We start from the raw sequence: 13,524 nt of genomic DNA, 5'->3' as shown, positions 1-13,524 counted from the left end.
GGCGCCGCGGCCGCCGGCCTCGACCTCGGCGGCAACGGCGACCCGGCCGCCGCGGCGGGCGACGAACTGCCGCCGGCCACCGCCGAGGTGGCCCGTGAGACGCTGGTCGACACCCGCAGCACCGACGCCGAGCTGGGCCACGGCCCGGCCACCGACGCCGCCGCCCGCGCCGAGGGCACGCTGACGCGGGTGCCGTCCTCGGGGGCGCGGATCGGCCGCGGCGAGGCGCTGTACGAGGTGGACGCCGAGCCGGTGACGCTGCTGTACGGGGACGTGCCCGCGTACCGCGCGCTGGCGCCCGGCGCCGAGGGCGCGGACGTGGCGCAGCTGGAGGAGAACCTGAGCGCGCTCGGCTACGCCGGCTTCACCGTGGACGACACGTACTCCGACGCCACGGCCGCCGCCGTCCGCGACTGGCAGGAGGACCTGGGGGTCGGGGAGACCGGCCGGGTGGAGCCGGGGCAGGTGGTGTTCGCACCGGGCGCGGTCGCCGTGGAGAGCGTGACGGCGCAGCGCGGCGACCTCCTCGCGCCGGGCACCGACGTCCTGTCGTACACCGGTACCTCCCTGGCCGTCACCGCCGAACTCGACGTCGCGGACCGGCGGCTGGCGCGCCGGGGCGCGCAGGCCGGCGTGGAGCTGCCGGACGGGCGGACGGTGCGCGGGACGATCGCGGACGTGTCGGTGCGGACGCGGCCGGGCGAGGGCGGGGCGGAGGCGCAGACCGTCGTGGAGGTCGTCGTCCGGCTGAAGGGCGCGGAGGCGGAGAAGGCGGCGTCCGCGTACGACGAGGCGGGCGTGCACGTCCACTTCACCGCCGGGCGCCGCAAGGACGTGCTGACGGTGCCGGTCGCGGCGCTGCTGGCGCTGGCGGAGGGCGGCTTCGGGGTGGAGGTCGTGGCGGACGGCACGACGCGGTACGTGCCGGTGGAGACGGGGCTGTTCGCGAACGGCCGGGTCGAGGTCTCGGGCGCGGGCCTCACGGCGGGCACGAAGGTGGGCATGCCGCGGTGATCGAGCTGACGAACGTGACGAAGACCTACGCCGGCGGCGTCACCGCGCTCGCCGGGGTGTCCCTGCGGGTGGCCGCGGGCGAACTCGTCGCCGTCACCGGCCCGTCGGGGTCGGGGAAGTCGACGATGCTGCACGTGCTCGGCACCCTGGACCGGCCGACGTCGGGCGGGGTGCGGATCGCCGGGTACGACGTGGGCGCGCTGTCCGACGCCGGGCTGTCCGCGCTGCGCGCGCACCGGATCGGCTTCGTCTTCCAGCAGTTCCACCTCGCGGGCGGCACGACGGCCCTCGACAACGTCGCCGACGGCCTCCTCTACACCGGCCTGCGCCCGGCGGAGCGGCGGCGGCGGGCGGTGCGGGTGCTGCACCGGGTGGGCCTGGGGCACCGCATGGAGCACCGGCCGCACGAGCTGTCGGGCGGCGAGCGGCAGCGCGTCGCGGTGGCCCGCGCGGTGGCGGGGGACCCGCCGCTGCTGCTGGCGGACGAGCCGACGGGGGCGCTGGACACCGCGTCGGGCGCGCGGGTGGTGGAGCTGCTGCGGGAGCTGAACGAGGCGGGGACGACGGTTGTGGTGATCACGCACGAGCGGGAGCTGGCGGCGGAGCTGCCGCGGCAGGTGCGGCTGCGGGACGGCCGGGTGGAGCAGGACGGTACGGAGCGGGACCGGGCGGAGTGGGACGGGGTGGTGCGGGCATGAGGCCGGCGGTGGACGGGATCCGCCCGTCCCGGCTGTGGCCGGGTGACGTGGTGCGCGGCGGTGCGGTGGGGTTGCGTACGCGGCCGCTCCGGGCGGTGCTGTCGGCGCTGGGCATCGCGATCGGGATCGCGGCGATGGTGGCGGTGGTGGGGATCTCGTCGAGTTCGCGGGCGGATCTGGACCGTACGCTCGACTCGCTGGGCACGAACCTGCTGACGGTGTCGCCGGGCCGGACGATGAGCGGTGCGGAGGCGAAGCTGCCGCTGCGGGCGGAGGACATGGTGGCCAGGATCGGGCCGGTGGCGTCGGTGTCGGCGATCGGCGAGGTCGCGGACACCAACGTCTACCGCACGGACCGGATCCCGGAGGCGGAGACGGGCGGGCTGGCGACGTACGCCGTACGCACCGACCTGCGCGCCACGACGGGGGCGCGGCTGCACGCCGGCACGTGGCTGAACGCGGCGACCGCGCGCCACCCGGCGGTGGTGCTGGGCGCGACGGCCGCGGAGCGGCTGGGCGTGGGACGGGCGGCGCCGGAGGTGCGGGTGCTGGTGGGCGGCGAGTGGTTCACGGTCGTGGGGATCCTGCGGCCGGCCCCGCTGGCGCCGGAGCTGGACGTCGCGGCGCTGGTGGGCTGGCCGGCGGCGCAGGACCGGCTGGGCTTCGACGGGCACGCGACGACGGTCTACACGCGGTCGGCGGACGCGGACGTGGCGGCGGTCCGGTCGGTGCTGGGCGCGACCGCGAACCCGGCGGCGCCGAACGAGGTGGAGGTGTCGCGCCCGTCGGACGCGCTGGCCGCGAAGCGGGCGGCGGGCGAGGCGTTCACGCGGCTGCTGCTGGGGGTGGGCGCGGTGGCGCTGCTGGTGGGCGGCGTGGGGGTGGCGAACACGATGGTCATCTCGGTGCTGGAGCGCCGCACGGAGATCGGCCTGCGCCGCGCCCTGGGCGCCACCCGCGGCCACGTCCGCACCCAGTTCCTGGCGGAGTCGCTGCTGCTGTCGGCCCTGGGCGGCACGGCGGGCGCGCTGCTCGGCGCGGCGGTGACGGCGTCGTACGCGGCGTCGCAGGGCTGGCCGCCGGTGATCCCGCCGTGGACCCTGGCGGGCGGCCTGGCGGCCACCGTGACGGTGGGCGCCCTGGCCGGCCTCTACCCGGCCCTCCACGCCAGCCGCCTCCCCCCGACGACGGCGCTGGCGACGCCGTAGGCGGGGCAGGGCGGGGGGCTGCCCCGCCCTGCCCGACAGCCTGGTGCGGGCCCTGGAGGAGGGCCCGCGCCCGGCGCTCCCGCAGCTGGTCCGGGATCCAGGACACCGGCCGGTCTCCTCCCGGCCGGTCCACGGCCCGTCCACGGCCGGTTCCGGCGCCGCGCCGCCGCGCGGCGCCCACTCCTCGCTCGCACCGTTCCGCGGCAACCGCCAGGGCGGTGCTACGAGCCCGTACCGCGCGTCGCGCCCCCCGCCCGGCCGCCCGGCGCGGAGTCCAGGACGACCACCTCCGACGCCTCGAAGCCCACCCCCACCCGCTCCCCCACCTCCGGCGCTTCCCGCAGCGCGACGGACGCCTCCAGCTCCGGCCCGCTCTCCGGCCGCAGCACCAGCACCACGTGCTCCCCCCGGAACGTCCGCCCCACCACCTCGCAGCCCAGCCCCGTCCCGGCCGGCGGCCCCACCCGCACCCCCGCCGGCCGGATCAGCAGCGTCCGCTCCCCCGACGCACCGGCGGCGGCCGACACCCCCACCTTCCCCCACGGCGTGTCCGCCACGTCGCCGTGCACCGTGGCCCGCACCACGTTCGCGAACCCGAGGAACCGCGCCACGAACTCGTCCGCGGGCCGCTCCCACACCTCCGCCGGCGTCCCGGTCTGCGCGACGCGCCCCTCGCGCATCACCACCACCCGGTCGGCCAGCGCGAACGCCTCTCCCTGGTCGTGCGTGACCGCCAGCACCGTCGTGCCCAGCCGGCCGAAGAGCTGCCGCAGCTCCACCACCAGCCGTTCGCGCAGCGAGCGGTCCAGCTGCCCGAGCGGCTCGTCCAGCATCAGCAGCTGCGGCGACGGCGCCAGCGCCCGCGCGAGCGCGACCCGCTGCTGCTCCCCGCCGGACAGCGCGGCCACCGCGCGCCGCTCCGCCCCGGGCAGCCCGACGAGCGCCAGCAGCGACGCGACGCGCTCCCGGGCCGCCGCCCGCGAGACCCCGTGCATGCGCAGCCCGAAGGCCACGTTCCCGCCGACGTCGCGGTGCGGGAACAGCTGCTGGTCCTGGAACATCAGGCCGAGCCCCCGCCGGTGCGCCGGCACGCCCGCGAGGTCCCGCCCGCCGAGCAGCACCCGCCCGGCGGCGACGGGCTGGAGGCCGGCGACGGCCCGCAGCAGCGTGGACTTGCCGCTGCCGCTGGGGCCGAGGACGCTGACGATCTCGTGGTCGGCGACGTCGAGGCGGATCCCGTCGACCGCCGCGCGGTCGCCGTAGCGGACGGTGACGTCGTCGAGTACGAGCATCAGAACTCTCCCGCCTGGTTCTTGCGGACGCGCTCCAGCAGCAGCAGTGCCGCCGCGCACACGGCCATGAGGATGGTGCTCAGCGCCATCGCCTGCCCGTAGTTGGTCTCCCCGGCGCGGCCGAGGAGCCGCGCGACGGCGACGGGCAGGGTGGGCCGGTCGGGCCCGGCGATGAAGACGGTCGCGCCGAACTCGCCGAGGGAGACGGCGAAGGCGAAGCCGGCGGCGACGAGCACGGCCCGCCACACCAGCGGCAGGTCGACCTCCCGCCAGGCGCGCAGCGGGGAGGCGCCGAGGACGGCGGCGGCCTCCCGCAGCCGGTCGTCGACGGCGCGCAGCACGGGGAGCATGGTCCGTACGACGAACGGCACGCCGACCAGCGCCTGGGCGAGGGGCACGAGGATCCAGGAGGACCTGAGGTCGAGCGGCGGGCTGTCGAGGGCGATGAGGAAGCCGAAGCCGACGGTGACGGCGGAGGTGCCGAGCGGCAGCATCAGCAGCGCGTCGAAGCCGCGGACGAGGGGCCCGGCGCGGCGGGTGACGGCGGCTGCGGCGAGGCCGCCGACGACGACGGCGAGGACGGTGGCGACGGCGGCGTAGGCGAGGGAGTTGCCGACGGCTTCCAGCGGGGGGACGGCGAAGGTGCCGTCGCTCTCCTGCAGGGCGCGGTAGAAGCCGGGGCCGTGGCCGCCGGGGGTGGCGAAGGACCGTTCGACGAGGACGGCGAGGGGGCTGAGGAGCAGGACGGCGACGACGGTGAGGACCCCGCCGAGGAGGGCGCGTTCGCCGGGGGTGCGGGGGCGGCGGGCGGTGGTCTCGGGGGCGACGAGCCGCAGCGCGGTCTCCTGGCGGCGCACGGTCCAGGCGTGCAGGGCGAGGACGGCGGCGACGGCGGCGAGTTGCACGAGGCTGAGGACGGCGGCGGTGGGCAGGTCGAGGAAGTCCGCGGTCTGGCGGTAGATCTCCACTTCGAGGGTGGCGTAGGAGGGGCCGCCGAGGATCTGGATGACCCCGAAGGAGGTGAAGGTGAAGAGGAAGACCATGAGGGCCGCGGCGGCGACGGCGGGACCGAGCGCGGGCAGCGTGACGTGCCGGAACGCGGCGAGGCGGCCGGCGCCGAGGACGCGGGCGGCCTCCTCCTGGCGGGGGTCGAGCTGGGACCACAGGCCGCCGACGGTCCGTACGACGATGGCGAAGTTGAAGAAGACGTGGGCGAGGAGGATGGCCCAGACGGTGGTGTCGAGGCGTACGCCCCACCAGCCGTCGAGGACGCCGCCGCGGCCGAGGAGGGCGAGGAACGCGGAGCCGACGACGACGGTGGGCATCACGAACGGCACCGTGACCAGGGCGCGCAGCAGGTGTTTGCCGGGGAAGTCGAAGCGGGCGAAGACGTACGCGGCGGGCAGGGCGAGGAGCAGGGTGAGGCCGGTGGAGGCGGCGGCCTGCCAGAGGGTGAACCACAGGACGCCGACGATGTCGGGGTCGCCGAGGACGTCGGGGAGGCGGCCGAGGTGCCAGCGGCCGTTCTCGCGCAGGCCGCGGGCGACGATGGCGCCGACGGGGTAGGCGAAGAAGACCGCGAAGAACGCGGCGGGGACGGCCATGAGCGCGAGCCGCCCGGCGGGGCCGCGCACCCCGCCGCGGCGGGCCCCGCCCCCGCCCGCGGGACCGGGGCCGTCCCCGGGGCCGGGGCCCGCGGCGCGGGTTACTTCACGACCAGCGAGGTCCACGTCTTGATCCACTGCTCCCGGTTGTCGTCGATGACCGCCGGGTCGAGGGTGTGCGGGTCGGCGATCTCCTCGCCGTAGCGGGTGAACACCTCGGGCAGCTCGGTGTTCTCGCGCGCAGGGTGGACGAACATCTGCAGCGGCATGTCCTGCTGGAACCGCTCGCCGATGAGGAAGTCGATGAGGGCCTTGCCGCCCTCGGTGTTGCCGGCGCCCGACAGCAGGCCGGCGAACTCGATCTGGCGGAAGCAGGTGCCGGTGGCCACGCCGGTGGTGGCTTCCTTCGGCCGGGACTCCATGTCGAGGACGGGCGGGCTGGAGGCGTACGAGACGACGAGCGGCTTGTCGCCCTTGCCGGCGCCGGAGAACCGCTCGTAGTAGGCCTGCTCCCAGCCGTCGACGACCTCGACGCCGTTGTCGTCGAGCCTGCTCCAGTAGTCCTCCCACCCTCCCCCAGAGGCTTCGCCCTGGGCGGTACCCCCATTCCCGTACTCGTCGGCGGTGGCGAGGAGGAAGGCCAGACCCGGGGAGGAGGTGGCGGCGTTCTCGGTGACGAGGAGGTCCTTGTAGCGGGGGTCGGCGAGGTCGTCGAACGTCTGCGGCGGGTCGAGGTTCTCCTTCTCGAAGTACGCGCGGTCGTAGTTGACGCACACGTCGCCGTAGTCGACGGGGGTGACGCGGTGCTCGCCGGCGTCGAGCTGGAGTTCCTCCGGGATGCGGTCGAGGCCCTTCGCCTCGTACGGGGTGAAGATCCCGTTGTCGAGGCCGCGGGAGAGCAGGGTGTTGTCGATGCCGAAGAAGACGTCGCCCTGGGGGTTGTCCTTGGACAGGACGGCCTGGTTGACGGCGGAGCCGGCGTCCTTGCCCCGGAGGATGTCGACCCGGTACCCGGACTGCTTCTCGAACGCCTTCAGCACGTCGTCGGAGGCGGCGAAGGAGTCGTGGGTGACGAGGGTGACGCTCTTGTCGTCCGAGCCGGACCCGGAGCCGTCGCCGGAGTCCGAGCCGCAGGCGGCGAGGCCCAGGGCGAGGGACGCGGCCAGTGCGGTGGTGACGATGCGCTTCATCGGCTGCTTTCGTGACGAGCGGGCAGCCCGGGCAGCAGCGGAGTGTCGACCGAACTTCCTACCCAGAATGACCTGGGCGAGGTTCGAGGGTCAGCGGCCTGGACGGTGCCGCACTCTCAGCGCTGCGAGCGCTCCCCTGTCGGTGTGTACACCCTGAACGGTATCAGGCGGGCGTCCCGCCCGCGGACGCCGCGAGCTGCCCGCAGGCCCCCTCGATCTCCTGGCCGCGGGTGTCCCGCACGGTCACGGGCACGCCGTGGGACTGGAGCGCGGCGACGAACGCCCGCTCGTCCTCGGGCCGGGAGGCGGTCCACTTGGAGCCGGGGGTGGGGTTGAGCGGGATGAGGTTGACGTGCGCGCGGCGGCCCTTGAGGAGGCGGCCGAGCAGGTCGGCGCGCCACGCCTGGTCGTTGACGTCCTTGATCAGCGCGTACTCGACGGAGACGCGGCGGCCGGAGCGGGCGGCGTACTCCCAGGCGGCGTCGAGGACCTCGCGGACCTTCCAGCGGGTGTTGACGGGCACGAGGGTGTCGCGCAGCTCGTCGTCGGGGGCGTGCAGAGAGACGGCGAGGCGGCACTTCAGGCCCTCGTCGGCGAGGCGGTGCATGGCGGGCACGAGGCCGACGGTGGAGACGGTGATGCCGCGCTGGGAGAGGCCGAGGCCGTCGGGCTCGGGGTCGGTGAGGCGGCGTACGGCGCCCAGCACGCGGTTGTAGTTCGCCAGCGGCTCGCCCATGCCCATGAAGACGATGTTGGACAGCCGCGCGGGGCCCCCGGGCACGTCGCCGTCGCGCAGGGCGCGCATGCCGTCGACGATCTGGTGGACGATCTCGGCGGTGGACAGGTTGCGGGTGAGCCCGGCCTGGCCGGTGGCGCAGAAGGGGCAGTTCATGCCGCAGCCGGCCTGGGAGGAGATGCACATGGTGACCCGGTCGGGGTAGCGCATGAGCACCGACTCGACCAGCGTGCCGTCGAAGAGCCGCCACAGGGTCTTGCGGGTGGTGTCGCCGTCGCAGCTCAGGTGGCGTACGACGGTCATCAGCTCGGGCAGCAGGCCCTCGGCGAGCCTCGCCCGGGACCCGGCGGGCACGTCGGTCCAGCCGGCGGGGTCGGTGGCGTAGCGCGCGAAGTAGTGCCGGGAGAGCTGCGCGGCGCGAAACGGCTTCTCCCCCAGTTCGGCGACGGCGTCGCGGCGCTCGGCGGGCGTGAGGTCGGCGAGGTGCCGCGGCGGCTTCTTGGCACCACGGGGGACGGCGAAGGTGAGTTCTCCTGGCTTGGGCATGATCTGGCCATTGTCCCAGACGCGGCGGTCAGCCCGCACCCACGAAGATCACCATGAGCAGCCAGACCACCGGCGCCGTGGGCAGCAGGGAGTCGAGGCGGTCCATGATGCCGCCGTGGCCGGGCAGGAGCGTGCCCATGTCCTTGATGCCGAGGTCCCGTTTGATCATCGACTCGGCCAGGTCGCCGAGGGTGGCGCTGGCGGCCGCGGCGGCGCCGAGCAGGAGACCCTGCCACCAGCGGCCGTCGTCGACGAGGAACTCCATGCACAGCGCGCCCGCCGCCATCGCGAAGGCCAGCGCGCCGGCGAGGCCCTCGCGGGTCTTGCCGGGGCTGATCCGCGGGGCGAGCTTGTGGCGGCCGAGCTTGTAGCCGACGGCGTACGCGCCGGTGTCGCTGATCACCGTGAGGATCAGGAACGTCAGCACCCGCCACGGGCCGTCGTCGTCCGCGGCGAGCATCAGCGCGACGAAGGTGGCGAGGAAGGGCACGTAGAACGCGGCGAAGACGCCTGCGGTGACGTCGCGCAGGTAGTTCTCCGCGGGGCCGCTGAGCCGCCACACGGGGACGGCGAGCGCGGTGAGCGCCAGCGCCGCCCCGGCGCCCTCGGCGCCGCGCGCGTACCCGGCGACGACCGTCGCCACGCCGCCGAGCACCAGCGGCACCAGCGGCGTGCGGATTCCGCGGCACTCCGCGAGCCGCGACGTCAGCTCCCACAGCCCGACCGCCACGGCGGCGGCGATGACGCCGACGAACACCGCTTGCACCACGAACAGCGCGGCGAGCACGATGGCGCCGAGGCCGAGCCCGACGCCTATGGCGGCGCCGAGGTCCCGGCCGCCGCGGCGCCGTCCGGGGGCGGCGGGCGGCGGCGTCGCGGAGGAGCCGTCCGGCGCGTCCGGCTCCCCTGGGGGACCGGTGGAGGGTTCGTCGGGGGTGTCGTCGCCTGACACGGTGGGCATGCGCGGAGTCTGCGCCCTTTCGGCCCCGCCGTGCACGGGACCCGCCGGGGCCCGGCTGGAGGAGTCGTTCATCAGACCTCGAGCAGCTCTGCTTCCTTGTGCTTGAGCAGCTCGTCGACCTGGGCCACGTACTTGTGGGTGGTGTCGTCGAGCTCCTTCTCGCCGCGGCGGCCCTCGTCCTCGCCGACCTCGCCGTCCTTGACGGCCTTGTCGATGGTCTCCTTGGCCTTGCGGCGCACGGAGCGGATGGCGATCCGCGCGTCCTCGCCCTTGGCCTTGGCGACCTTGATGAACTCCTTGCGGCGTTCCTCGGTGAGCTGCGGGAAGACCACCCGGATGAGGTGGCCGTCGTTGGAGGGGTTGACGCCGAGGTCGGAGTCCCGGATGGCCTGCTCGATGTTGCGCAGGGCGCTCTTGTCGAACGGGGTCACCACCGCCATCCGCGGCTCCGGCACCGAGAACGACGCCAGCTGGTTGATGGGGGTCTGCGTCCCGTAGTAATCCGCCGTGATCTTGTTGAACATCGCCGGATGGGCCCGCCCGGTGCGGATCGCGGCGAAGTCGTCCTTGGCGACCACGACGGCCTTCTCCATCTTCTCCTCGGCTTCGAGGAGGGTCTCTTCGATCACCACTGGCTCCTGGTCTCTTCTGTGAGCGGACCGGGGATGCGCCCCGGCGGCCCGTACCATGCCTGCACGGTGTCCGACCGGCAGGCCGTTGTCCATCCCTCAGACCCGGCTGCCGTGCGCGCTCACGAGCGTACCGATCTTCTCACCCCGCACCGCCCGGGCGATGTTGCCCTCCTTCAGCAGCTCGAAGACGAGGATCGGCAGCTCGTTGTCGCGGCAGAGGGTGACGGCCGTGGCGTCGGCGACCTTGAGGTCGCGGGTGATGACCTCGCCGTATTCGAGGGCGTCGAACTTCACCGCGTCGGGGTTCTTCTTGGGGTCGGCGTCGTAGACGCCGTCGACGCCGTTCTTGCCCATGAGCAGTGCCTCGGCGTGGATCTCCAGGGCGCGCTGCGCGGCCGTGGTGTCCGTCGAGAAGTACGGCATGCCCATGCCGGCGCCGAAGATGACGACGCGGCCCTTCTGCATGTGCCTGATGGCGCGCAGCGGGATGTACGGCTCGGCGACCTGGCCCATGGTGATCGCGGTCTGCACCCGGGAGCCGATGCCCTCCTTCTCCAGGAAGTCCTGCAGGGCGAGGCAGTTCATGACCGTGCCGAGCATGCCCATGTAGTCGGAGCGGGCCCGGTCCATGCCGCGCTGCTGCAGTTCGGCGCCGCGGAAGAAGTTGCCGCCGCCGATCACCACCGCGATCTCGTACCCGTCGCGGACGACGGCGGCCACCTCGCGGGCGATCGCGTGCACGACGTCCGGGTCGACGCCGAGATCACCGCCGCCGGAGAACGCCTCGCCGGACAGCTTCAGCAGGAAGCGCGCGCCGTCCTTCTTCGTGTGGTGGCCGTGGTCCGCCTGCTCGTGGCGGCCGTGGTCCGCGTCGGCGTCCTCGTTCATGAAGTCTCCTCGTGCGCATGCGAAGGAGGCCATCGCCGTGGGGTTCTCATCCACCCATTCCCGGCAATGGCCTCCTCGTCACTTCCGCGGCCCGGCGACGGTCGCCCGCACCGGCCCGCTACAACTGAACCCGACCCTAGCGGGGCCGGCGGCCGTTCGCCGTACACCGTGCACGCCGCGCGCACTCCGCGCGCCGTTCGCCGTGCGGACACGCGCGCCGGACGGCACGGTGCCCGCGGGCGGCGCCGGTGCTCAGGCGCCGACGCGGATGCGCGCGAACCGGGCCACCTGCACGCCCGCCTCGCCGAGCACCTTCTGCACCGACTTCTTGTTGTCCTTGGCGAACGGCTGCTCCAGCAGCACGTTCTCCTTGAAGAAGCCGTTCACGCGGCCCTCGACGATCTTCGGCAGGGCGGCCTCCGGCTTGCCCTCCTCGCGCGAGGTGGCCTCGGCGACACGGCGCTCGTTCTCCACCGTGTCGGCCGGGACGTCCTCGCGGGAAAGCCAGCGCGGCGCGAAGGCGGCGATGTGCTGCGCCACCTCCTTGGCCGTCTGCGGGTCGGCCTTGTCGAGCTCGACGAGCACGCCGACCTGCGGCGGCAGGTCCGGCGAGGTGCGGTGCATGTACGTGCCGACGTAGGCGCCCTCGAAGCGCGCGAAGCGGTCGAGGACGATCTTCTCGCCGAGGGAGGCGTTGGCCTCGTCCACGTACGCCTGGACGGTCTTGCCGTCGATCTCGGAGGCGAGCAGCGCCTCCAGGTCGGCCGGCCTGCTGGCGGCGACGTGCTCGGCGAGCGCGTTGGCGACGGCGAGGAACTTGTCGCCCTTGGCGACGAAGTCGGTCTCGCACTTCAGCTCCAGCAGGACGCCGGAGGTGTTGTCGTCGGCGATCAGGGAGACGACGGCGCCGTTCTCGGCGGAGCGGCTCTCACGCTTGGCGACGCCCTTCTGGCCCTTGACGCGGAGCAGCTCCACGGCCTTGTCGACGTCGCCCTCGGCCTCTTCCAGCGCCTTCTTGCAGTCCATCATGCCGGCGCCGGTGAGCTCCCGGAGCTTCTTGACGTCGGCGGCGGTGAAGTTCGCCATGATTCGGTGGTTTTCTCTTCTCGACGGGGGACTGGGTTCGGGCGGATCAGGCCTGGGGGGCGTCGCCGGACACCTCCGCGCCGTCGGCGGCGTCGGCAGTCTCGGCGGTCTCGGCGGTCTCGGCGGCCTCCGGGGCCGGCTCGGCGGCCGGGGCGGTGCCCTCGTCGGCCTGCTCGGCGGCGGCGGCCTCGGCGGTCTCGGCAGAGGTCTGCACCTCGGCCTCGGCGGCGTTCTCGTCCTTCTTCTCGACCGCGGCGTCCTTCTCCGCCTTCGCCGCCTTCTCGCCGGCGAGCAGGTCGCGCTCCCACTCGGCGAGCGGCTCGGCGTCGGACTTGACGGCCTTCTCGTCGCCGGCGGCGGCACCGGAGCGGGCGATCAGGCCCTCGGCGACGGCGTCGGCGATCACGCGGGTCAGCAGGGTGACGGAGCGGATCGCGTCGTCGTTGCCCGGGATCTTGTAGTCGACCTCGTCGGGGTCGCAGTTGGTGTCGAGGATCGCGACGACCGGGATGCGCAGCTTGCGCGCCTCGCCGACGGCGATGTGCTCCTTCTTCGTGTCCACGATCCAGACGGCGCTGGGCACCTTCTGCATGTCGCGGATGCCGCCGAGGGTCTTCTCCAGCTTGGCCTTCTCGCGGGAGAGGACGAGCAGCTCCTTCTTGGTCAGGCCGGACGCGGCCACGTCCTCGAAGTCGATGGCCTCCAGCTCCTTGAGGCGCTGCAGCCTCTTGTGGACCGTGGAGAAGTTGGTGAGCATGCCGCCCAGCCAGCGCTGGTTCACGTACGGCATGCCGACCCGGGTGGCCTGCTCGGCGATGGCCTCCTGGGCCTGCTTCTTCGTGCCCACGAACATGATGGTGCCGCCGTGCGCGACGGTCTCCTTCACGAACTCGTAGGCGCGGTCGATGTACGACAGCGACTGCAGGAGGTCGATGATGTAGATGCCGTTGCGCTCGGTGAAGATGAAGCGCTTCATCTTCGGGTTCCAACGGCGGGTCTGGTGCCCGAAGTGGACGCCGCTCTCCAGCAGCTCCCGCATCGTGACGACGGCCATGGCCGTACTCCTCGTGTGTCTCGGTTGTGCGGTGGCCGGCCGGCCGCCGCTCCTGACGCCCCTGCGCGTCGCGCCTCCGGCGGGGAGCCGGGGGACCGAGTGACGCGGCCACCTTCAGGCAGGTGGCGGGGCGTGCGAAGTCGACCCGGTGAGCCGGGTCGCCACCAGAAGTGTACGGGACGGCGTCACCCGCCTGCGCCACGGAGCCCGCCCGCGGCCCGGCCGCACGGGGCCCGCGGGGCCCGCCGCGGGGTCCGGGACGCCGGTTGTCCACAACCGGCCGGTACTCCACAGATCCCGCCCGCCCTCCCCACACCCCCCGCACCCCCCGCCAGGCTTTCCCCATGAACGGACGACGCCACCCCCGCCCGGCCGGCGCACGCCACGGAGCAGCCCCCGCCCCGGCGCACACGAGGACACCGGCGCTGACGGGGGCCGCACCGGGCCGGGCGGGGGTCCCTCCGGGGTGGGCGGGGGCCCCGCCGGGGCGGCTGCCGCGGTGGCTGCTGGCCGCCGGCCTCGCCACCGGCCTGGCGACGGCCGCGTGGCACACGCCCCCGTTCACGCCGACCGGCACACAGGCGGTGGCGGAGGCGGGTGGGGAGGGGGAGGGGG

At 74.2% G+C, this 13,524-nt stretch carries 12 protein-coding genes and 1 pseudogene; 4 read left to right on the top strand and 9 right to left on the bottom strand.

Annotation, left to right across the window (positions count from 1 at the left end):
* The 3 genes from ABD317_RS24840 to ABD317_RS24830 form a co-directional block, all read left to right on the top strand.
* On the top strand, positions 1 to 1,014 hold a 1,014-nt coding region (locus ABD317_RS24840), incomplete at its 5' end, for a peptidoglycan-binding protein (RefSeq protein ID WP_344292130.1).
* Positions 1,011 to 1,712, top strand: a complete 702-nt coding sequence (locus ABD317_RS24835) for an ABC transporter ATP-binding protein (protein ID WP_344292129.1) — start codon at positions 1,011 to 1,013, stop codon at positions 1,710 to 1,712. The genes ABD317_RS24840 and ABD317_RS24835, both read left to right, overlap by 4 nt.
* On the top strand, positions 1,709 to 2,920 hold the full coding sequence (locus tag ABD317_RS24830) for an ABC transporter permease (protein WP_344292128.1): 1,212 nt from the start codon (positions 1,709 to 1,711) through the stop codon (positions 2,918 to 2,920). The genes ABD317_RS24835 and ABD317_RS24830 overlap by 4 nt, the downstream gene beginning before the upstream one ends.
* Before the next feature lie 221 nt (positions 2,921 to 3,141).
* On the opposite strand, the gene ABD317_RS24825 is transcribed toward ABD317_RS24830, so the two are convergent.
* From ABD317_RS24825 to rpsB, 9 genes are all read right to left on the bottom strand, one after another.
* Positions 3,142 to 4,212, bottom strand: a complete 1,071-nt coding sequence (locus tag ABD317_RS24825) for an ABC transporter ATP-binding protein (RefSeq protein ID WP_344292127.1) — start codon at positions 4,210 to 4,212, stop codon at positions 3,142 to 3,144.
* Entirely contained in the window at positions 4,212 to 5,816 is a 1,605-nt protein-coding gene (locus tag ABD317_RS24820) for an ABC transporter permease (RefSeq protein WP_344292131.1), read from the bottom strand. The genes ABD317_RS24825 and ABD317_RS24820 overlap by 1 nt, the downstream gene beginning before the upstream one ends.
* Positions 5,817 to 5,917: 101 nt before the next feature.
* Positions 5,918 to 7,006, bottom strand: coding sequence for a thiamine ABC transporter substrate-binding protein (locus tag ABD317_RS24815; protein ID WP_344292126.1), 1,089 nt, complete (start codon positions 7,004 to 7,006; stop codon positions 5,918 to 5,920).
* Positions 7,007 to 7,169: 163 nt separating this feature from the next.
* Entirely contained in the window at positions 7,170 to 8,288 is a 1,119-nt protein-coding gene (rlmN, locus tag ABD317_RS24810; protein WP_344292125.1) for a dual-specificity RNA methyltransferase RlmN, read from the bottom strand.
* A gap of 28 nt (positions 8,289 to 8,316) precedes the next feature.
* A complete protein-coding gene (locus ABD317_RS24805) occupies positions 8,317 to 9,249 on the bottom strand; it encodes a phosphatidate cytidylyltransferase (RefSeq protein WP_344292124.1) in 933 nt (310 codons plus the stop codon).
* Between the two features lie 71 nt (positions 9,250 to 9,320).
* Complete coding sequence (frr, locus tag ABD317_RS24800) at positions 9,321 to 9,878, bottom strand: ribosome recycling factor (RefSeq protein WP_344292123.1); 558 nt, start codon at positions 9,876 to 9,878, stop codon at positions 9,321 to 9,323.
* 99 nt (positions 9,879 to 9,977) lie between these two features.
* A complete protein-coding gene (gene pyrH, locus ABD317_RS24795; RefSeq protein ID WP_344292122.1) occupies positions 9,978 to 10,769 on the bottom strand; it encodes a UMP kinase in 792 nt (263 codons plus the stop codon).
* A gap of 252 nt (positions 10,770 to 11,021) precedes the next feature.
* On the bottom strand, positions 11,022 to 11,855 hold the full coding sequence (tsf, locus tag ABD317_RS24790; RefSeq protein ID WP_344292121.1) for a translation elongation factor Ts: 834 nt from the start codon (positions 11,853 to 11,855) through the stop codon (positions 11,022 to 11,024).
* A gap of 46 nt (positions 11,856 to 11,901) precedes the next feature.
* Positions 11,902 to 12,909: a 30S ribosomal protein S2 gene (gene rpsB, locus ABD317_RS24785; RefSeq protein ID WP_344292120.1), complete on the bottom strand. Its 1,008-nt coding sequence runs from the start codon at positions 12,907 to 12,909 to the stop codon at positions 11,902 to 11,904.
* 344 nt (positions 12,910 to 13,253) lie between these two features.
* Between rpsB and ABD317_RS24780 the strand changes: the two are divergent.
* Positions 13,254 to 13,524: pseudogene (locus ABD317_RS24780) on the top strand (hypothetical protein); the annotation flags it as partial.

It is taken from the genome of Streptomyces synnematoformans, from assembly GCF_039531005.1.
Lineage (GTDB): Bacteria > Actinomycetota > Actinomycetes > Streptomycetales > Streptomycetaceae > Streptomyces > Streptomyces synnematoformans.
This window is presented reverse-complemented; position numbering and strand designations above follow the sequence as displayed.